Source organism: Vibrio sp. Vb1574 (assembly GCF_033338675.1).
The window spans coordinates 1-20678 of record NZ_JAWOTC010000017.1 but is presented as its reverse complement, the minus strand read 5'-3'; the positions used below and the strand labels follow the sequence as shown (position 1 = coordinate 20678).

Here is a 20678-nt window from a genome sequence, read left to right as displayed (position 1 = left end):
GGAATACTTATAAGGGCGTCAATAATTTAGCGCACAATAACATTAATATGCGATGAAGTAACCTGTTGATTCGCTGTTCATTTGTTTCAATTTTGATAAATCAACCTACTAAATCTGCCTAAAACTTGAATTAAGATCTCAAATTAAAGATGGAGGTAATGGCTAGAAACGAGTGTCCAGATTTTAATAAAATAAAACACTTATGCGTCTGGATTCTTATTGATGTATGACACATAATTACTTCATTGAGCATCAAATTGCTGTTATTGCACTATATATTCGGGCAATATATAGCAAATTAGTATTATTGGTCAAAAACTTGACAGTTATTTAGGGTTAAGGTTTATATGGATCGTACAGCATTAGTGCCACTCGGTAATTAAGTCGTCGTAATAGGTTTGGATGGGCAGCTGAGAGTCCTTGCAGAAGGACAGCAGCCTCTACCAGGTGAAGTGATAGTGGCAATGACAGATGCTGCGCCTCAAGACCTGAAAATTCAGCTTGCTCAAGAGCAAGGTTTAAAAGATATTTCAGACGATGTAGCACAGATTATTAGTGCTATTGAGCAAGGTCAAGACCCTTCTGCTATTGATGAAGAACTCGCACCTGCAGCGGGTGAAAATAGTGGCTCCAGTTTGCAAAATAGTGCCACGATTGTACGAGATGGTACTGAAGTGCTAGCCTCAACAAACTTTGAAACTATTGGCCTAGAATCCCTCGGCTTATCTGAAACACAAGCGTTGACCTTAAATGACTTCTTCACAACAGATATCGAGACAAGTGGGGATGGCTCAAGTAAGCCACTTACTAATTCTCCAGTGACATTAAGCGCTGTTGAGGAAGATAGCGATCCAATCACGATAACTACTGAAGAATTACTATCGAATGTCAATATTGATGATGCCGATACTCTTGTCATTACAAACGTCACTATTGAGAGTGGGAATGGCACCTTAATTGATAACAGCGATGGCTCTTGGACTTACATCCCAGAAGCTGATGATGACACTGAAGTGTCATTCTCCTATGACATCATTGATGATGATGGTGGTGTTATTAATGGCACTGCTAATTTAGATATTACGCCTGTTAATGACGCGCCAATAGCAACTAATGATGCGATTCAAACTGACGAAGATTCCCAGGTTGTAATTGATGTGCTCGCTAACGACAGTGATATTGAAGGTGATGATTTAATCATTACCTCTGCTTCTGTACCAGAAGAGCAAGGTATCGTTGAGATTATCGATGGTAAGCTTGTTTTCACTCCGGCCGAAAATTTCAACGGTAATGCAACGATTAGCTACACCATCTCAGATGGTGAGTTAGAGGATGAAGCCCAAGTTTCGGTAACAGTAAACTCAGTTAACGATGCGCCTATTGCCTCTAATGATACAACAATTACAGAGGAAGATAGTTCAGTAACGGTTGATGTCCTGCCAAACGACACCGACATTGATGGCGATACGCTGTCTATCCAATCGGCTTCCGTACCTGAAACACAAGGTACAGTCGAGATTGTTGACGGCAAATTGGTGTTCACACCGGCCGAGAACTTCTATGGCGACGCCGAAATTACTTACACGGTTACTGATGGTGCACTGACTGACCAAGCAACGGTCAACGTCACCGTGAATGCGGTGAACGACACGCCTGTGGTTGAAAGCAGCCTCGCAGACCAAACCTTGGCGGAAGACTTTACGCCATACACCATCGATCTGAATACCGCTTTCAGCGACGTGGATAACGTTGATGGTGAGTTAACGTTTAGCGTCTCTGGCAACAGCAACGTGTTGGTTTCGATTGAAAATGGCATCGCGACCATTAGCCCAACGGCAGACTGGAACGGCTCAGAAATCCTAACCTTTACGGCTACCGATCCAAGCGGCGAAAGCGTTAGCCAAACGGTGAACTTCACAGTGGCGCCTGTGGCGGACATCGTGGCAGATAAAGCAACGGTCATGGAAGACACGCCAACCATCATCAAGGTCTTAGATAACGATACGTTTGAAGGCGACGATAAAGTGGTGTCGCTGGATACCAATAACGGTCCAGCGAACGGCACGGTCTCGGTCAACCCGGATGGTAGCGTAACCTACACACCAAACGACAACTACCACGGTACAGACAGCTTCACCTACATCGTTACGTCTGGGGGCGTCAGTGAATCCACCACGGTGAACGTCGATGTCACACCAGTGAACGACGCGCCAGTGGCGACCAATGACAATGCCGTTACTGACGAAGACACGCCAGTGACGATTGATGTTCTGCCAAACGATACTGATATTGATGGTGATACGCTGTCTATCCAATCGGCGTCTGTACCTGAAGCACAAGGTAAAGTCGAAATTGTTGATGGCAAATTGGTGTTCACACCAGCTGAGAACTTCCATGGTGACGCTGAAATCACTTACACCGTTACCGATGGTTCACTGACTGACCAAGCGACGGTCAACGTCACCGTGAATGCGGTGAACGACACGCCTGTGGTTGAAAGTAGCATTGCAGACCAAACCTTGGCGGAAGATTTCACGCCATACAGCATCGATCTAAATACTGCTTTCAGCGATGTGGATAACGCCGATGGTGAGTTAACGTTTAGTGTCTCTGGCAACAGCAACATTCAAGTGGCTATCGTCAATGGCATTGCTACATTCACTCCAACCGCAGACTGGAACGGCTCAGAAATCCTAACGTTTACGGCTACCGATCCAAGCGGTGAGAGCGTTAGCCAAACGGTGAACTTCACAGTTGCGCCTGTGGCGGACATCGTGGCAGATAAAGCAACGGTCGTGGAAGACACGCCAACCATCATCAAGGTCTTAGGTAACGACACGTTCGAAGGCAACGATAAAGTGGTGTCGCTGGATACCAACAATGGACCAGCTAACGGCACGGTCTCGGTCAACCCGGACGGCAGCGTGACCTACACGCCGAATGACAACTACCACGGTACAGACAGCTTCACCTACATCGTCACCTCCGGTGGGGTATCGGAGTCCACCACGGTGAACGTCGATGTCACACCAGTCAACGATGCGCCAGTGGCAAAAGATGACACGGCCATTACTGACGAAGACACGCCAGTGACGATTGATGTCCTGCCAAACGACACCGACATTGATGGCGATACCTTAAGCATTGATTCGGCATCTGTGCCGAGTGACCAAGGTACAGTCGAGATTGTTGACGGCAAACTGGTGTTCACACCGGCTGAGAACTTCTATGGCGACGCCGAAATCACTTACACCGTGACCGATGGTGCACTGACCGACCAAGCGACGGTCAACGTCACCGTGAATGCGGTGAACGACACGCCTGTGGTTGAGAGCAACATTGCAGACCAAACCTTGGCGGAAGACTTTACGCCATACAGCATCGATCTAAACACCGCTTTCAGTGATGTGGATAACGTGGATGGCGAGCTGAGCTTCAGTGTCTCTGGCAACAGCAACATTCAAGTGGCGATCGTCAACGGTATTGCTACGTTCACTCCAACCGCAGACTGGAACGGCTCAGAAGCGTTGACCTTTACCGCCACCGATCCAAGCGGCGAAAGCGTTAGCCAAACGGTGAACTTCACAGTGGCGCCTGTGGCGGACATCGTGGCAGATAAAGCAACGGCCATGGAAGACACGCCAACCATCATCAAGGTCTTAGGTAACGATACGTTTGAAGGCGACGATAAAGTGGTGTCGCTGGATACTAATAACGGTCCAGCGAACGGCACGGTCTCGGTCAACCCAGATGGTAGCGTAACCTACACGCCGAACGACAACTACCACGGTACAGACAGCTTCACCTACATCGTTACCTCCGGTGGGGTATCGGAGTCCACCACGGTGAACGTCGATGTCACACCAGTCAATGACGCGCCAGTGGCGACCAATGACAATGCCGTTACTGACGAAGACACGCCAGTGACGATTGATGTCCTGCCAAACGACACCGATGTGGATGGCGATACGCTATCTATCCAATCGGCGTCTGTGTCGAGTAACCAAGGTACAGTTGAGATTGTTGATGGCAAACTGGTCTTCACACCGGCCGAGAACTTCAATGGTGATGCCGAAATCACTTACACCATCACCGATGGTTCGCTGACTGACCAAGCGAAAGTAGCCGTTACCGTTAATCCAGTGAACGATGCGCCAACGATCAAGGTCGATGCTGTAGAAAGTATCACTGAAGACGCAGTGAGTACCGATACGATAGTGGCAACGTTGGAAGTCGCTGATACCGATACGCCAGAAGAGCAATTAACCGTTTCTTTAGAAAACAACTCAAACGGCTACTTTGCGTTAGTTGGCGATGAAGTCAAACTGACTCAAGCGGGTGTTGACGCGGTTAACAACGACGAACTCAACCTTAAAGACCTAACGATCAGCGCATCAGTATCGGATGGTGTTAATCCAACGGTTAGCGACAGTGATAGTTTGATTGTGAATCGCGTTAACGATGCACCAACAGTCGACAATGTGATTTCAGATCAAGTGTTAGCAGAAGATTTTACGAGCTACACGATTGATTTAAACGACGCATTTAAAGACAGCGACTCCGCACTGAACTTCTCAGTGTCCGGCAACAGCAACGTGTTGGTGTCGATTGAAAATGGCATCGCGACCATTAGCCCAACTGCGGACTGGAACGGCTCAGAAGCGCTGACGTTTACGGCTACCGATCCAAGCGGCGAGAGCGTTAGCCAAACGGTGAACTTCACAGTAGCGCCAGTGGCGGATATCGTGGCAGATAAAGCGACGGTTGTGGAAGATACGCCAACCATCATTAAGGTCTTAGATAACGACACGTTCGAAGGCGACGACAAAGTGGTGTCGCTGGATACCAATAACGGTCCAGCTAACGGCACGGTCTCGGTCAACCCGGATGGCAGCGTCACTTACACGCCAAACGACAACTTCCACGGTACAGACAGCTTCACGTACATCGTTACCTCCGGTGGGGTATCGGAATTCACCACGGTGAACATCGATGTCACGCCAGTGAATGACGCGCCAGTGGCAAAAGATGATACCGCTGTCACTGACGAAGACACGCCAGTGACGATTGATGTTCTGCCAAACGATACTGATATTGATGGTGATACGCTGTCGATTGAATCGGCGTCTGTACCTGAAGCACAAGGTAAAGTCGAAATTGTTGATGGCAAATTGGTGTTCACACCAGCTGAGAACTTCCATGGTGACGCTGAAATCACTTACACCGTTACCGATGGTTCACTGACTGACCAAGCGACGGTCAACGTCACCGTGAATGCGGTGAACGACACGCCTGTGGTTGAAAGTAGCATTGCAGACCAAACCTTGGCGGAAGACTTTACGCCATACACCATCAATCTAAATACGGCCTTCAGTGATGTGGATAACGTGGATGGCGAGTTAACGTTTAGCGTCTCTGGCAACAGCAACATTCAAGTGGCGATCGTCAATGGGATTGCTACGTTCACTCCAACGGCAGACTGGAACGGCTCAGAAGCGCTGACGTTTACGGCTACCGATCCAAGCGGCGAGAGCGTTAGCCAAACGGTGAACTTCACAGTAGCGCCAGTGGCGGATATCGTGGCAGATAAAGCGACGGTTGTGGAAGATACGCCAACCATCATTAAGGTCTTAGATAACGACACGTTCGAAGGCGACGACAAAGTGGTGTCGCTGGATACCAATAACGGTCCAGCTAACGGCACGGTCTCGGTCAACCCGGATGGCAGCGTCACTTACACGCCAAACGACAACTTCCACGGTACAGACAGCTTCACGTACATCGTTACCTCCGGTGGGGTATCGGAATTCACCACGGTGAACGTCGATGTCACGCCAGTCAACGATGCGCCAGTGGCAAAAGATGATACCGCTGTCACTGGCGAAGACACGCCAGTGACGATTGATGTCCTACCAAACGATACTGACATCGATGGTGATACGTTAAGCATTGATTCGGCGTCTGTGCCGAGTGACCAAGGTACAGTTGAAATTGTTGACGGCAAGTTGGTGTTCACACCGGCTGAGAACTTCCATGGTGACGCTGAAATCACTTACACCGTTAGCGATGGTGCACTGACTGACCAAGCGACGGTCAACGTCACCGTGAATGCGGTGAATGACACGCCTGTGGTTGAAAGTAGCATCGCAGACCAAGCCTTGGCAGAAGACTTTACGCCATACAGCATCGATCTAAATACCGCGTTCAGCGACGTGGATAACGTGGATGGCGATCTGAGCTTTAGCGTTTCTGGCAACAGTAATGTCAATGTCTCAATAGAAAATGGCATTGCGACTATTAGCCCAACGGCAGACTGGAACGGCTCAGAAGCGTTGACGTTTACTGCCACCGATCCAAGCGGCGAAAGCGTTAGCCAAACGGTGAACTTCACGGTAGCGCCTGTGGCGGACATCGTGGCAGACAACGCGACGGTTGTAGAAGATACGCCAACCATCATCAAGGTCTTAGGTAACGACACGTTTGAAGGCGACGACAAAGTGGTGTCGCTGGATACCAACAACGGTCCAGCTAACGGCACGGTCTCGGTCAACCCGGACGGCAGCGTAACCTACACGCCAAACGACAACTACCACGGTACAGACAGCTTCACGTACATCGTCACCTCCGGTGGGGTGTCAGAGTCCACCACGGTGAACGTCGATGTCACACCAGTGAATGACGCGCCAGTGGCAAAAGATGATACCGCTGTTACTGACGAAGACACGCCAGTGACGATTGATGTCCTACCAAACGATACTGACATCGATGGTGATACGTTAAGCATTGATTCGGCGTCTGTGCCGAGTGACCAAGGTACAGTTGAAATTGTTGACGGCAAGTTGGTGTTCACACCGGCTGAGAACTTCCATGGTGACGCTGAAATCACTTACACCGTTAGCGATGGTGCACTGACTGACCAAGCGACGGTTAACGTCACTGTGAATGCGGTAAACGACGCGCCTGTGGTTGAAAGCAACATTGCAGACCAAACCTTGGCGGAAGATTTTACGCCATACAGCATCGATCTGAATACCGCTTTCAGCGATGTGGATAACGCCGATGGTGAGTTAACGTTTAGTGTCTCTGGCAACAGCAACATTCAAGTGGCGATCGTCAATGGCATTGCTACGTTCACTCCAACCGCAGACTGGAATGGCTCAGAAAACCTAACGTTTACGGCTACCGATCAAAGCGGAGAAAGCGTCAGCCAAACGGTGAACTTCACGGTAGCGCCTGTGGCTGACATTGTGGCAGACAACGCGACGGTTGTGGAAGACACGCCGACCATCATCAAGGTCTTAGATAACGACACGTTCGAAGGCAACGACAAAGTGGTGTCGCTCGATAGCAATAACGGTCCAGCCAACGGCACGGTCTCGGTCAACCCGGACGGCAGCGTCACTTACACGCCGAACGACAACTACCACGGTACAGACAGCTTCACCTACATCGTGACGTCCGGTGGCGTCAGTGAATCCACCAAGGTGAACGTCGATGTCACGCCAATGAACGATGCGCCAGTGGCAAAAGATGATACCGCTGTTACTGACGAAGACACGCCAGTGACGATTGATGTCCTGCCAAACGACACTGATATTGATGGTGATACGCTGTCTATCCAATCGGCGTCCGTACCTGAAGCGCAAGGCACAGTTGAGATTGTTGATGGTAAATTGGTCTTCACGCCAGCCGAGAACTTCCATGGCGACGCCGAAATCACTTACACGGTTACTGATGGTTCACTGACTGACCAAGCGACGGTCAACGTCACCGTGAATGCGGTGAACGACGCGCCTGTGGTTGAAAGCAGCATTGCAGACCAAGCCTTGGCGGAAGACTTTACGCCATACAGCATCGATCTAAATACCGCTTTCAGCGATGTGGATAACGTGGATGGCGATCTGACCTTCAGTGTCTCCGGCAACAGCAACATTCAAGTGGCGATCGTCAATGGCATTGCTACGTTCACTCCAACCGCAGACTGGAACGGCTCTGAAGCGTTGACCTTTACCGCCACCGATCCAAGCAGCGAAAGCGTTAGCCAAACTGTGAACTTCACAGTTGCGCCTGTGGCAGATATTGAATCTGACCGCGCGACGGTTGTGGAAGACACACCAACCATCATTAAGGTTTTAGGTAACGACACGTTCGAAGGCGACGACAAAGTGGTGTCGCTGGATACCAATAACGGTCCAGCGAACGGCACGGTCTCGGTCAACCCGGATGGCAGCGTCACTTACACGCCGAATGACAACTACCATGGGGCTGACAGCTTCACCTACATCGTTACGTCGGGTGGGGTATCAGAGTCCACCACGGTGAACGTCGATGTCACACTAGTCAACGATGCGCCAGTGGCAAAAGATGATACAGCTGTTACTGACGAAGACACGCCAGTGACGATTGATGTCCTACCAAACGACACCGACATTGATGGCGATACGTTAAGCATTGATTCGGCGTCTGTGCCGAGTGACCAAGGTAAAGTCGAAATTATTGATGGAAAACTGGTCTTCACACCGGCTGAGAACTTCCATGGTGACGCTGAAATCACTTACACGATTACTGATGGTGCACTGACTGACCAAGCGACGGTCAACGTCACCGTGAATGCGGTGAACGACACGCCTGTGGTTGAAAGCAACCTCGCAGACCAAGCCTTGGCAGAAGACTTTACGCCATACAGCATCGATCTAAATACCGCGTTCAGCGACGTGGATAACGTGGATGGCGATCTGAGCTTCAGCGTTTCTGGCAACAGCAACATTCAAGTGGCGATCGTCAACGGTATTGCTACGTTCACTCCAACCGCAGACTGGAACGGCTCAGAAGCGTTGACGTTTACGGCCACCGATCCAAGCGGCGAAAGCGTTAGCCAAACGGTGAACTTTACGGTTGCGCCTGTGGCGGACATCGTGGCAGACAAAGCGACGGTTGTGGAAGACACGCCGACCATCATTAAGGTTTTAGGTAACGACACGTTCGAAGGCAACGACAAAGTGGTGTCGCTGGATACCAACAATGGTCCAGCTAACGGCACGGTCTCGGTCAACCCGGACGGCAGCGTGACCTACACGCCAAACGACAACTACCACGGTACAGACAGCTTTACCTACATCGTCACCTCCGGTGGGGTATCGGAGTCCACCACGGTGAACGTCGATGTGACGCCAGTCAACGATGCGCCAGTGGCGACCAATGACAATGCCGTTACTGACGAAGATACACCAGTGACGATTGATGTTCTGCCAAACGATACTGACATCGATGGTGATACATTACGTATTGACTCGGCATCTGTGCCGAGTGACCAAGGGACAGTCGAGATCGTTGACGGCAAACTGGTGTTCACACCGGCTGAGAACTTCCATGGTGACGCTGAAATCACTTACACCGTTACCGATGGCTCGCTGACTGACCAAGCGACGGTCAACGTCACCGTGAATGCGGTGAACGACACGCCTGTGGTTGAAAGCAACCTCGCAGACCAAACCTTGGCGGAAGACTTTACGCCATACAGCATCGATCTAAATACCGCTTTCAGTGATGTGGATAACGTAGATGGCGAGCTGAGCTTCAGTGTCTCTGGCAACAGCAACATTCAAGTGGCGATCGTCAATGGGATTGCTACGTTCACTCCAACCGCAGACTGGAACGGCTCAGAAGCGCTGACCTTTACGGCCACCGATCCAAGCGGCGAAAGCGTTAGCCAAACGGTGAACTTTACAGTAGCGCCTGTGGCAGACATCGTGGCAGACAACGCGACGGTTGTGGAAGACACACCAACCATCATCAAGGTTTTAGGTAACGACACGTTCGAAGGCGACGACAAATTGGTGTCGCTGGATAGCAATAACGGCCCAGCCAACGGCACGGTCTCGGTCAACCCGGACGGCAGCGTCACTTACACGCCAAACGACAACTATCACGGGGCAGACAGTTTTACCTACATCGTTACCTCCGGTGGTGTCAGTGAATCCACCATTGTTAACGTCGATGTCACGCCAGTAAACGACAAACCTGACAGTGAAGACTTTACGCATGTGGCCGATGTTCAGCTTACGCACGTTGTGTTTGATACCGATACGAAGCCTCTGGGTCGCGGTGACTCTCAAGATCATATCGCGGATGTTGAAGACGACTTAAAAGGCAACGATCTACATGTCCGAATTACTGAACTGCCAACCTCAGGTACGTTGTTCTTTAAAGATAGTGATGGTGGGTTGCACGAAATTAAAGAAGTAAGCGATACGCTTTATGACAAAGACAGCCTTTACTATGAAGCTGATAATGTGGGTTTCTTATTAGGTATCAAGGATCGCCCAGATACACCAAATAGTTCCGAGTCTACAACAGATTTCAATAATTGGGGGCTAAGTGAGGACGGAGGTCCATCACACTCCCGTACTGAGCATTTAGCAAATGGAGCTTCTATCACCATTTCTTCTGATAGCGGTGAGCTTGCGCAGTACAACCGCCAGGTGTCACACATCGGCAATGGTATCGCTGACAATGATGGGCAGGGTATTGAGAAAGGTGAAACGATTACGATCGATTTGTCTAATAACCCTGTGGGCAGCGTAAACCTTGGCTTAGATGGATTAGGTGGATTGTTTGATTACGGTGATGACAACGCAGCACTTATTACGGTTACATACTTAGATTCAAATAATGTCCAACAGACTCAAACGTTCGAGTTTTTGAAGCCTGAAGGCAACTTCATGCTATTCCAAGAAACAAGCGTTGGTTATGGGAAAGATCTAGCTCTTCCTGAAGGTTCGGTCATTACTCAGTTAGATTTTTCTACGAAAAATGAAGGGAACTGGGAGTTACGTTATGTAGAAGGTGTACCTGCCGAAGACAGCTTTGGATATGTGGCAGTCGACTCTGAAAATGGCGTTAGCGATCCATCTACAGTCAATATCGTTAATGAAATGCTAGATGGTAATATTGCTGAAAATGGGCCAAGCCTGTCTGTGGTCGGTGATAGCGTGACTGAGGGTGACAATGTCACGTTCTCGGTTGTTCTAAATGAAACCACTAGCACTGCCGTTAAGTACCAAGTTGATATGCTTGCTCAAGGTTCTTCAGTTGATAAGAATGACGTAAATCTATCAAATGCAACCTATACAAATGGTGTTGTTTTCTTAGGTGGTTACTTGATTGTTCCTGCAGGTATAAGTAGCTTCGAAATATCGATTCCGACTATTGATGACTTGGTTGTGGAAAGCAGCGAAACGATCGTTCTTGAGATCGGCGGTGAAACGGGGACGGCAACAGTTCTTGATAATGACAGTACAAAACTTAGCGTAGTAGATGCCGGCGATGTCATTGAAGGAACTGACGCAATATTTACCGTTTTACTCTCTAACCCTGTTCAAGAGGCCGTTGTCGTCAATCTGAAGTCAACAACAAATGATAGCTATACTGCGGAAGATGTTGATCTAGGCACTATGGTAGTGACCTATGTGGATACTCATGGTCAAACTCAAACATTAGATATAGCGCCTAATGGAGACGTTACTATACCTCCAGGTGTCGCTGAAATTAAAGTCGCAGTCCCGACCAAACTAGATAATGTCCATGAAGGTGATGAGAGCTTTGGTCTTACGGTTACGGAAATCGGTAGTGTCACCAGTAATGGTATTGCAACTGGTAACGCAAATATTGTGGATTCTGATCCTGCACCTTTAGTTAGTATTAGTGCCGATCAAAATAGCGTAAATGAAGGTGAAACGGCAGGCTTTACGCTGACACTTGATAAAGTTGCAGATGAGAGTGTTACGGTTCATGTCGAATATAGTGGCGTGGCCCAAGATGGAAAAGATTTTGTTGGCGTTCTGAGTGTTGAAGTTCCTGCGGGTCAATCTTCAGCTGCTCTTGACTTACTGACGGTCACCGATGGTATTTATGAGGGCGCAGAATCTTTCACAGTAACCATTAAAGAGGTTGATGGCGCTGATGCGAGCATTGCTTCAAATAACAGCGCAAGTGTTGTGATCGTTGATGCCCAAAGTGCACCGAAAGTGACTATTAGCTCAGATCAATCCTCAGTTGATGAAGGTAGTGATGCAAAATTTATCGTCAACATTGACCAAAAAGCAGATGAAGATGTACTGGTAACATTCACAATCGGAGGGAATGTTGATGACAAAGATTATATTGCTCCAAGTACGTACACAGTCACGATTCCAGCGGGTAAAACGTCGGCGCCGATTGATATAAAAACTCTCGATGATGGTATTTACGAAGATCTTGAAAACCTAACCGTGACTCTAATTGATACGGTTGGTGCAGATTCGACGCTTGCAAGTGACTCGAATGAAGCAACAGTCTCTATTATAGATGCTCAGCACGCTCCAGAGTTTATTTCTGGCGGCGATAGTGCTGGTGACAAACCAAATGATGATGTTTACGACTTCGGGTCAGTTAACGAAAACACGGTGAGTGGGGCCGTTATCGGCACGGTCGTTGCTGAAGATCACGATAATGACGTGCTTGTATACCGCTTTGCAGATGGCTCGAGCACTAATGGTATTTTTGATATCGACCCGACAAGTGGAGAGATTTCATTGAACAAGACAATCGATGATGTTGACTTGGGCGATTATACGCTTCAGGTTGAGGTTATCGATGGAACTGGCGGGATTGATACTGCCGAGGTAAATGTTTCTCTGGTAAATGTGAATGATGCTCCTGAATCTTCGCCTTCAGTGGTTGAGATGAATGAAGATACTCAAGTGATGCTTGATTGGTCATCATTCGGTATTAGCGATGTGGACTCTGATGTATCAGACCTATCCGTCCAAATTACAACGCTTCCTAGCGATGGCTCATTAGAGTACAGAGATTCGCAAGGCGATTGGCAGTCTGTACAAATCGATCAAGTCCTCGATAAATCGCTTTTTGAGGAAAACGGTGTTCGTTTTGTACCTGAATTAAATGAATCAGGCAGTGACAGCTTCGGCGGAAATCAAGTCGGAGATCAGGAATCTAGTTACGCTCAAATTGGTTTTAAACCGACAGATGGGCAGAGCTCTGGTCAAGAGTCGACACTGACAATAGACGTGAACCCTGTAGCTGACAAACCGAACTTAATTGCAGTGACGCCATTAAACTCATTGCCTCAACAAGAGTTTAACGTTACGACATGGAGTAATGTTCAAGTTGGTTCTAGTGATGGTATGGGGGTCAATGGAGAGACTCTAATCTCAGCGATCAACGCTCTTAATGAAGCCGATGGTACTCGATTGAGTTGGGCAAATGTGGAAGATTTAGGGACTCATGCAACCTTGGCAAATGAGGCCGTTCTAGTCACATCTCTTGTTTATCTCGAAGCTGGCTCGAGTTACGACTTTGTCGGTCAAGCCGATGATAGCCTTGCAATCAAGTTGGGTGGTACGTTACTTGATCAAGCTCGTTGGGGGAGCGACAGTGGTGATATTAAGGGAGCTAGCTTTACCCCTTCGGTATCTGGCTTTTATCCAATTGAAATTTATCACCATAACCAAAGTGGTCCGGGTAACTTTAATGTGGATGTATCCATTAATGGACAAGCGCCTGTCAACCTGAGCAATAGTAGTCTTTACGTAGTTAGTGATGAAAGTGCACTAGAAGCAACTGATATCAGAACGTCTGAACTACAAGAAGTTAATGGTGTTGCGTTTTACGAAACATACCAGCTGAACGAAGGGTTACAAGATACAGCGATACCGCTCTCTGAAATTAAAGCAAGCTTAAATGATACAGATGGCTCTGAATCACTTAAAGTCACGCTAACTGGCTTACCTGTAGGTGCGATCCTTTCAGATGGAAATAGTTCTATTACTGTCGCAACTATTGATGAAGAACTGGACGTGACAAGTTGGGCATTAGATGCACTTACTGTGACTCCACCTGCGGGCTCCCATGATGACTTCACTATCAATTTGACTGCAACGAGTACAGAAAGCTCGAATGGTGATTCAGCAGAATCTAACTTGGCGATCAATGTTGTAGTACATGAGAACTTACCGACGGAAACGGAAAGTGATTTGGGCGAAACCATAGAAGACAATACTCTACAAGGGAATGTATTGCTTAATGACTCTGACGGCGACAATATTCTGATGGTAGATCATCTTACTATCGATGGTGCTGATTACGAGGTAGGCGAAAGTGTTTCTTTGACTAGTGGTACGTTACTAGTAAACCGAGATGGTAGTTACATATTTGAACCTGCTGAGCATTGGTCAGGTGACGTTCCATTAATTAGCTATACCACAAATACTGGCGTAACAAATACACTTGATATCAATGTTGTTGCTATCGCAGATGCACCTACGATCACGATCAATGTTGGCGACTTAGTTAAACGAGATGCTATTGATCCAAACCATCACTTAGCTACATCGGCAATAAATAATACCAATACCGAAAATGAGGCTGTCGCAGCCAACCTTGGGTTGGATAATGCAGTACCTAAAATTAATACACACGCTGGTGTTGTGTTGGGAGTCAATACTGACTTAAGTGACACCGACAGCTTGTTTGTTGGGACAGATTTCAACGATGTATTCTATGGTGGCGGTGGCGATGACGTATTTGTTGGCGGTGGTAACAATGATACGTTTTATGGTGATGACGCGACCAGTCTTACTCTGCATGATGGTAAAGATACAGTCTACTTAACAGGGAACTTTGATGACTACAAAATGACCTTCAAAGACGATCATGGAGGTAAAGTTCCATATTGGATTTTATTAGATAGTCGTTCTATCGATTCGGTAAACGATCATACAGGTAGTGATGACCGAGGTGATCATTTATATGAAATTGAACGCGTTGTTTTTGCAGACAAAATTGTTGATTTGAAACCTGATGGCACTTATGAAGTGCTTCAAGATCGCTGGATTTCGGTCGATGTGGATGTTGATCTAGTTGATGTCGATGGAAGTGAGGATTTAGCGCAGACTGCTCTTGTACAAGATCTACCAGACGGTGTTGACGTGTATGTTGATGGGGTCGCAATTAAGCAAGATTCAAATGGAGATTACCCTGTCACTCTTGGTACAGATGGTAAGCTTTCCCTGGATATCAGAGTGCCATTCGATTATGAAGGCAGCTTAGAGTTCCCGCTAAGCGTTACTGCTACGTCTGTTGAAGGATCAAATAATGACGCAGCTTCAACAACTGAATCCGTTGAGCTTACAGCTCGTGACTATGTGTTGGAGTCGGGATCGCATGGGAATGATCAGATAACGGGTAGTGACGATCACGATATTATTGTTGGTGATGTTCAAGGATTGGAGATCATTGCAGGTCAGGACTACAACATCGCATTTGTTCTGGATACTTCAGGGAGCATGGGTAACTGGGTAGGAACTGCGAAGCAAGAAGTGCTAGACGTGTTTGATGAGCTGTTAAGTGCGGTAAATCAAGGAGAGAAGCCAGGGACAGTGAATATTCACCTTAGTGAATTTGCTTCAAGTGCATCAGCGGTGATTTCTGTTGACTTGAGTTCTCTTACAGCAAGAAAAGAGTTTGTAGAAGAGTTGAATCGTGTAATTGATGATGAGGGTTCTGGCGGCACAAACTATGAGGCGGGCTTACAGTCGGCCGTTGAATGGTTCAGCAGTCAACCTAACCCTAATGGCCAAAATATCACGTACTTTGTTACGGATGGTCAACCAAATAGAGCAACATACCTCTATGGTGTAGCACCGAGTGAATTCTCGAAAGTGATTTTGGACGTCGATAATTCTGGCAAGCTTGTTACCCTGCAAGATATTGCGAGTAAAAACAATTACTCATACGGACAAACAGTTACCTACAAAGGTGATGTCGTTATAGATAGTTACGGTAAGGTTTATTCACCGCTAACAGGAAGAATCCTTGGCGATATCGACAGATATTATGGCTCTATCCGTTATTACGATGAAGGGAATAGCTCGACACAAGCTCAACACATGTATCAAGTACTAGCGGCATTGTCCTCTATAGAAGCGATAGGTCTTGGGAGTGGCGTTGATGAACATACACTCAAGCAGTATGACACTGATGGTGTGGTAGAGTCAGATATTGATGTTACTAAGCTTGCTGAAACGATATTGGGTCAAGATGTACCTCTCAAACAAGGTTCAGACACTATTCAAGGAGGTGAAGGTAACGATATCTTGTTAGGTGACTTAATTGAGTTTGGTGGTAATGAACAAGGCTTAAGTGCGATTCAATCACATGTGGCGCAGCAAACGGGTCAGGATGTGTCTACCGTTGACGGCGAAGATATACATGAGTACGTTAGAAATAACTTGGAAGAATTCAACCAAACTCACCAAGGAGATAAATCGGATAATTTATATGGCGGCGCTGGTGATGACTTACTATTTGGTCATGGTGGCAACGACATACTCGTTGGCGGTGAAGGGGATGATATTCTGATTGGTGGTTTAGGTAGTGATACTTTAACAGGGTCAGAAGGGGCCGACATCTTTAAGTGGAGTGAAGTCACTAACGATGTTGATACTGTCACTGACTTCAATAAAAATGAAGACGCTCTAGACTTCTCAGATCTGTTTGACGACTTATCTAAAGATGAAATTGGAGAGCTTCTTAATGATCTTCAATCAGGTGATCATACTGGTGATGTCGGAGAGTATCATGTAGAAGTGGCACCAGACGGGGGATCTGAGGCAAACCTGAGTATTACAAAAGGGAGCTCGACATTGGACATCCATTTTGACGGTGCAAGTGTTGATGATGTGACTCAAAGCTTAATTGCGAGTTTAGAAGCTCAGTACAAAGACATGTAGTAGCGCTAAACTGTAGTCAAATTTAAAATCAAAAAGGTCTAGCAATTTGCTAGACCTTTTATTTTTACGGTCTGTTTATTGTTGTGCTAGCTTTTTGGAAGTGTTGTGAAAACGGTCCATTCTTTCTTCACTTCACCTTTGTGGCCAATCACTGTTGCGGTTACTCGACGGTTCAATGCGTGACTAACTTGGTCTGTACCTTGTGTCGCAAGTACTGTGTCTCCATAGCCGACAATGGTAACTCTATCTCCACTAATGCCGTTCTTCATGAGCTCTTTTCTAACGTTTTCAGCGCGGCGCTTAGATAAGTCAAGATTATGTTCTGCAGTACCAGTGCGACTAGCATAACCTTGAATCTCTATAGACGTGTTCGGGTACTCTTTCAAAAAGTCGGATAGTTCAAGAATTTGTTGCGTAAAGATAGGGTTGATCACATCGGAATCGTTCGCAAATAGTACTCGAATTTGCATTTCTTGTGAGGAGTCAACGTACGAACCGCAACCGTCGTTGTCTATTTCGGCACCCAAAGGTGTACCCGGGCACAAATCTCGCTCGTTAATGACTCCGTCAGAGTCATCATCTATATGATCAGCCCACTGATCGGCAATTGGGGTATCTATGTAATCATATTCATCACCACGATCTGATGAACTGCATGCGGAGAGCATTAATGAGAGTGTAATAAAAGCTATGTGTTTCATAATTAATACTCCACTTCTTCTAGCCATTCTTTAGGCATTTCAACCCTTAATGCACTCAACAGTTGCCCAGTTGCGTTCATCACTCGATATTTGGCGTACTGCTCTGCGTATTTAGAATCTAAGTAGTCTTTACGCGCCTCAAAGAGCTCGTTTTCAGTGTTCAATAGATCAAGCAGTGTTCGTTTACCGATGCGATATTGCTTCTCGTAAGCAATTACGGTTTCAGACGCAGAGTCTACATGATCTGATAGAAACTCTTTTTGTTGTAATGTTAAATCAAGCGCACTCCAAGAAAGCCTTAACCCTTCTTCAACATTGCGATAGGCACCTTCACGCAAGTCTTTTGCTTTATTTAGCTGGTAGGCAAAGTTTTCTGAGTTCGCTGCATCACTGCCACCATTGAATAGGTTGTAGCGTAGACGCAGCATGGCAAGTGTCTCATCACTTCGACCTTTTAAACCATCAGCGTCGTCACGCCATGTTTGCGAAGCTTCAATTGAAATGGTTGGGTAATTAACACCTTTAGACTGTTTGTATTGAAACTTAGCCGAGTCTACGTCTGCGAGCGCCACTTGAATAACGGGATGAAGTTCAAATGCCAAGCCTACCGCTTCATCAACCGTGTACGGGATAAAGTTTTGGTCCGCTCTCGGAAAGATTAACCCTTGTGGTGTTTGACCGACTAAACGAGTGAACATCGTGTGAGAGTCATACAGGTTATTTTGAGCAGCAGCTAAGTTTCCGTGTGCTTTTGCCAAACGTGCTTCTACCTGCGTCAAGTCAGCAGTAGAGCCGATACCCGAGTTGACTCGTTTTTTAATGTCATCGTAAATATCTTTATGAACAGCAAGGTTGTTTTCTGAAAGCTTTAGGACTTCATACGCTTTAACAGCGTCCAAGTACACTTTAGTCACTTCAAGTGCCTTATCTGAAGCATCTGCTAAGAGTTGAAATCTAACAGATTCAGCATCAGCTGCGGTTCGATCAATATCATTTAATGTAGCGCTACCATCCCATATTAGTTGGGTCAGTGTCACTGAAGCTTCCTTTCGAGTGTAATCCGTGTCTCCTCGACCAACTTCATCTGACGGGTCTAATCCTTCATATCCAATTCCAGCATCTAGATCAACAGAGGGGAGGTAAGCACCTGATGAAGCTTCATTTATGTACTTCTGGCTCATAAACTCGTTAAATGCACTCTTAATATCGGGGTTATTTTGTAGCGTCTGTGCAACCGCTTGCTCTAGAGTTTGACCGAAAACTGGTGAAGACACTATTAAGCAACAGCAGGCTATATGTACTCGATTCCATCTCACGTTAGTTCTCCTAAAATCATGTCGCTCTTATTCTGTTTCATATTTGAGACGAGAAGTTACAAACAATGAATTTTCTTAGTGCGTATTATCAACTTGTTGATGTTTAAATGTTTAATTCAATAAAAAACAACAATCTTACTCTCTAAACTCTAGCATACGAGGCAAGGCTTGCTTGGTAAGTGGTCGATTTTTTCGTAGAAAACCTTTTTATCTTAAGAGCATAGCGGAAACTGGTTTAAATGAAGGCAAATTCTTCGGTTATTTTCCTTATTACTCTCAAAAAACTAAATCCTCTTGGAATAAAACGAAAAATTCATATTTTGTCTAAACTATAGACGTGTTTAGTGCAGTAACAAGCCTTTAATTAAACTAATACAAGGATGAAGAGCATGGATCGAGTAGCGTTAAGTTCATTGATGAGCAATGTCGTGGTTATAGGGCTTGATGGGAACCTGAGAAGTCTTGAAAGTGGTCAGCTACCTCAGCCTGGTGAATTAATTATTGAGGAAGTTTCTGATACATCAGAATTAATTGTACAACAGGTAACACCGCAAGGTAGTTCAATTAACGTTACTGATGATGTCACTGCGCTAATCGAGGCTATCGCTAGTGGAGAAGACCCTACTGCTCTTGGTGAGGATTTTGAGCCAGCTGCAGGTGAGGAAAGTGGTTCTAGCCCCCAAAATACTGGTGCAATAGATCGTACTGGCGCTGAATTGTTGGCTAGTACGAATTTTGAGACCGTCGGTATTGATGGAATCGGACTATCTACAACTCAAGCACTATCTTTGTTGGATCTTTTCAGAGTAATTAATGGCCCTGTACCACCGACTATCTTAGTTCAAGAAATATCTAGTCCGACTATCAACGAAGGTGACCAAGTTGTATTCGATATTACTCTAAGTCAAACAACTGAAGACAACACTGATGTCATTCTTTCTCTCCTTGATGGAACCGCAACAGGCGGCTCAGCTGACGAGAACGGGAGTGACTACGTCAATGAGCGTGTCCTCATAACATTTTCTGATGGTACAACAGAAGAAGTTTCAGTCGGTGAAAGCGGAACCTTTACCATTTCGATCCCACCGGGTGAAAGTGACTTTACGGTCTCTATAGACTCTATTGACGACTCTATATTTGAAGGCCCAGAAACGTTTACGCTCTCTGGCACGACAGAAGAACAAAGCACACCTGTTACTGGGACTGCCACTATTTTAGATGATGGTAGTGGACCTGGCTCAAATCCTGATGATGATCGCCCAGCGGTAACGATTAGTGATGCAGGTACGGTTAATGAGGGTGAGACAGCGAACTTCAAAGTGACGCTGTCGAATGCCTCCGAGTCCACTGTTCAAGTCAAGCTAGGCCTGAACTTAGGTGACACCGAAGTTGGAGACTTAGGCACCTTAGAATACAACACAGGCTCCGGTTGGGTTGCAGTGCCAAGCGATGGCGTAGTAACGGTGCCAGCGGGGCAAACTGAGTTTGATGTGCGCATTGCTTCTATTGATGACGCGGTGTACGAAGGCCCTGAAGATTTCAGTGTGACGGTGACTGGCATTGGCGCAGTGCAAGGCAGCGATACGGGTACGGCGACGATAGTGGATGATGGCAGTGGTCCGGGCCCTGATCCGGATGATGACCGTCCAAGCGTGACTATTTCAGATGCTGGCACCATCAATGAGGGTGACACAGCCAACTTCAAAGTCACCTTATCGAACGCGTCTGAAGCGGAAACGCAGTTGGAACTGGGTCTTAATCTTGGTGATACCGAAGTTGGAGATTTGGGCACCCTAGAATACAACACGGGAAGTGGTTGGGTTGCAGTGCCAAACGATGGCGTGGTGACGGTGCCAGCAGGGCAAACTGAG

At 46.8% G+C, this 20678-nt stretch carries 4 protein-coding genes; 2 read left to right on the top strand and 2 right to left on the bottom strand.

Annotated elements, in window-relative coordinates; translation table 11 throughout:
• Positions 1-458: 458 nt before the first annotated feature.
• Positions 459-16790: a tandem-95 repeat protein gene (locus R7O12_RS12740; RefSeq protein WP_411913081.1), complete on the top strand. Its 16332-nt coding sequence runs from the start codon at positions 459-461 to the stop codon at positions 16788-16790.
• Between the two features lie 86 nt (positions 16791-16876).
• On the opposite strand, the gene R7O12_RS12735 is transcribed toward R7O12_RS12740, so the two are convergent.
• Both R7O12_RS12735 and R7O12_RS12730 read right to left on the bottom strand, forming a co-directional pair.
• The gene (locus tag R7O12_RS12735; RefSeq protein ID WP_005377363.1) at positions 16877-17491 is read right to left on the bottom strand and encodes an OmpA family protein; all 615 of its coding nucleotides are present in this window, start codon (positions 17489-17491) and stop codon (positions 16877-16879) included.
• A gap of 2 nt (positions 17492-17493) precedes the next feature.
• On the bottom strand, positions 17494-18807 hold the full coding sequence (locus R7O12_RS12730; protein ID WP_021707835.1) for a TolC family outer membrane protein: 1314 nt from the start codon (positions 18805-18807) through the stop codon (positions 17494-17496).
• A 389-nt stretch (positions 18808-19196) separates the two neighbouring features.
• Here R7O12_RS12730 and R7O12_RS12725 point away from each other — a divergent pair.
• Positions 19197-20678 (top strand): Calx-beta domain-containing protein (locus R7O12_RS12725; RefSeq protein WP_318125896.1); only part of this gene is annotated, 1482 nt, incomplete at its 3' end.

Coding starts and splice junctions, on each gene's coding strand:
- R7O12_RS12735 (WP_005377363.1), bottom strand. CDS start 17,491: ATGAAACACATAGCTTTTATTACACTCTCATTAATGCTCTCCGCATGC.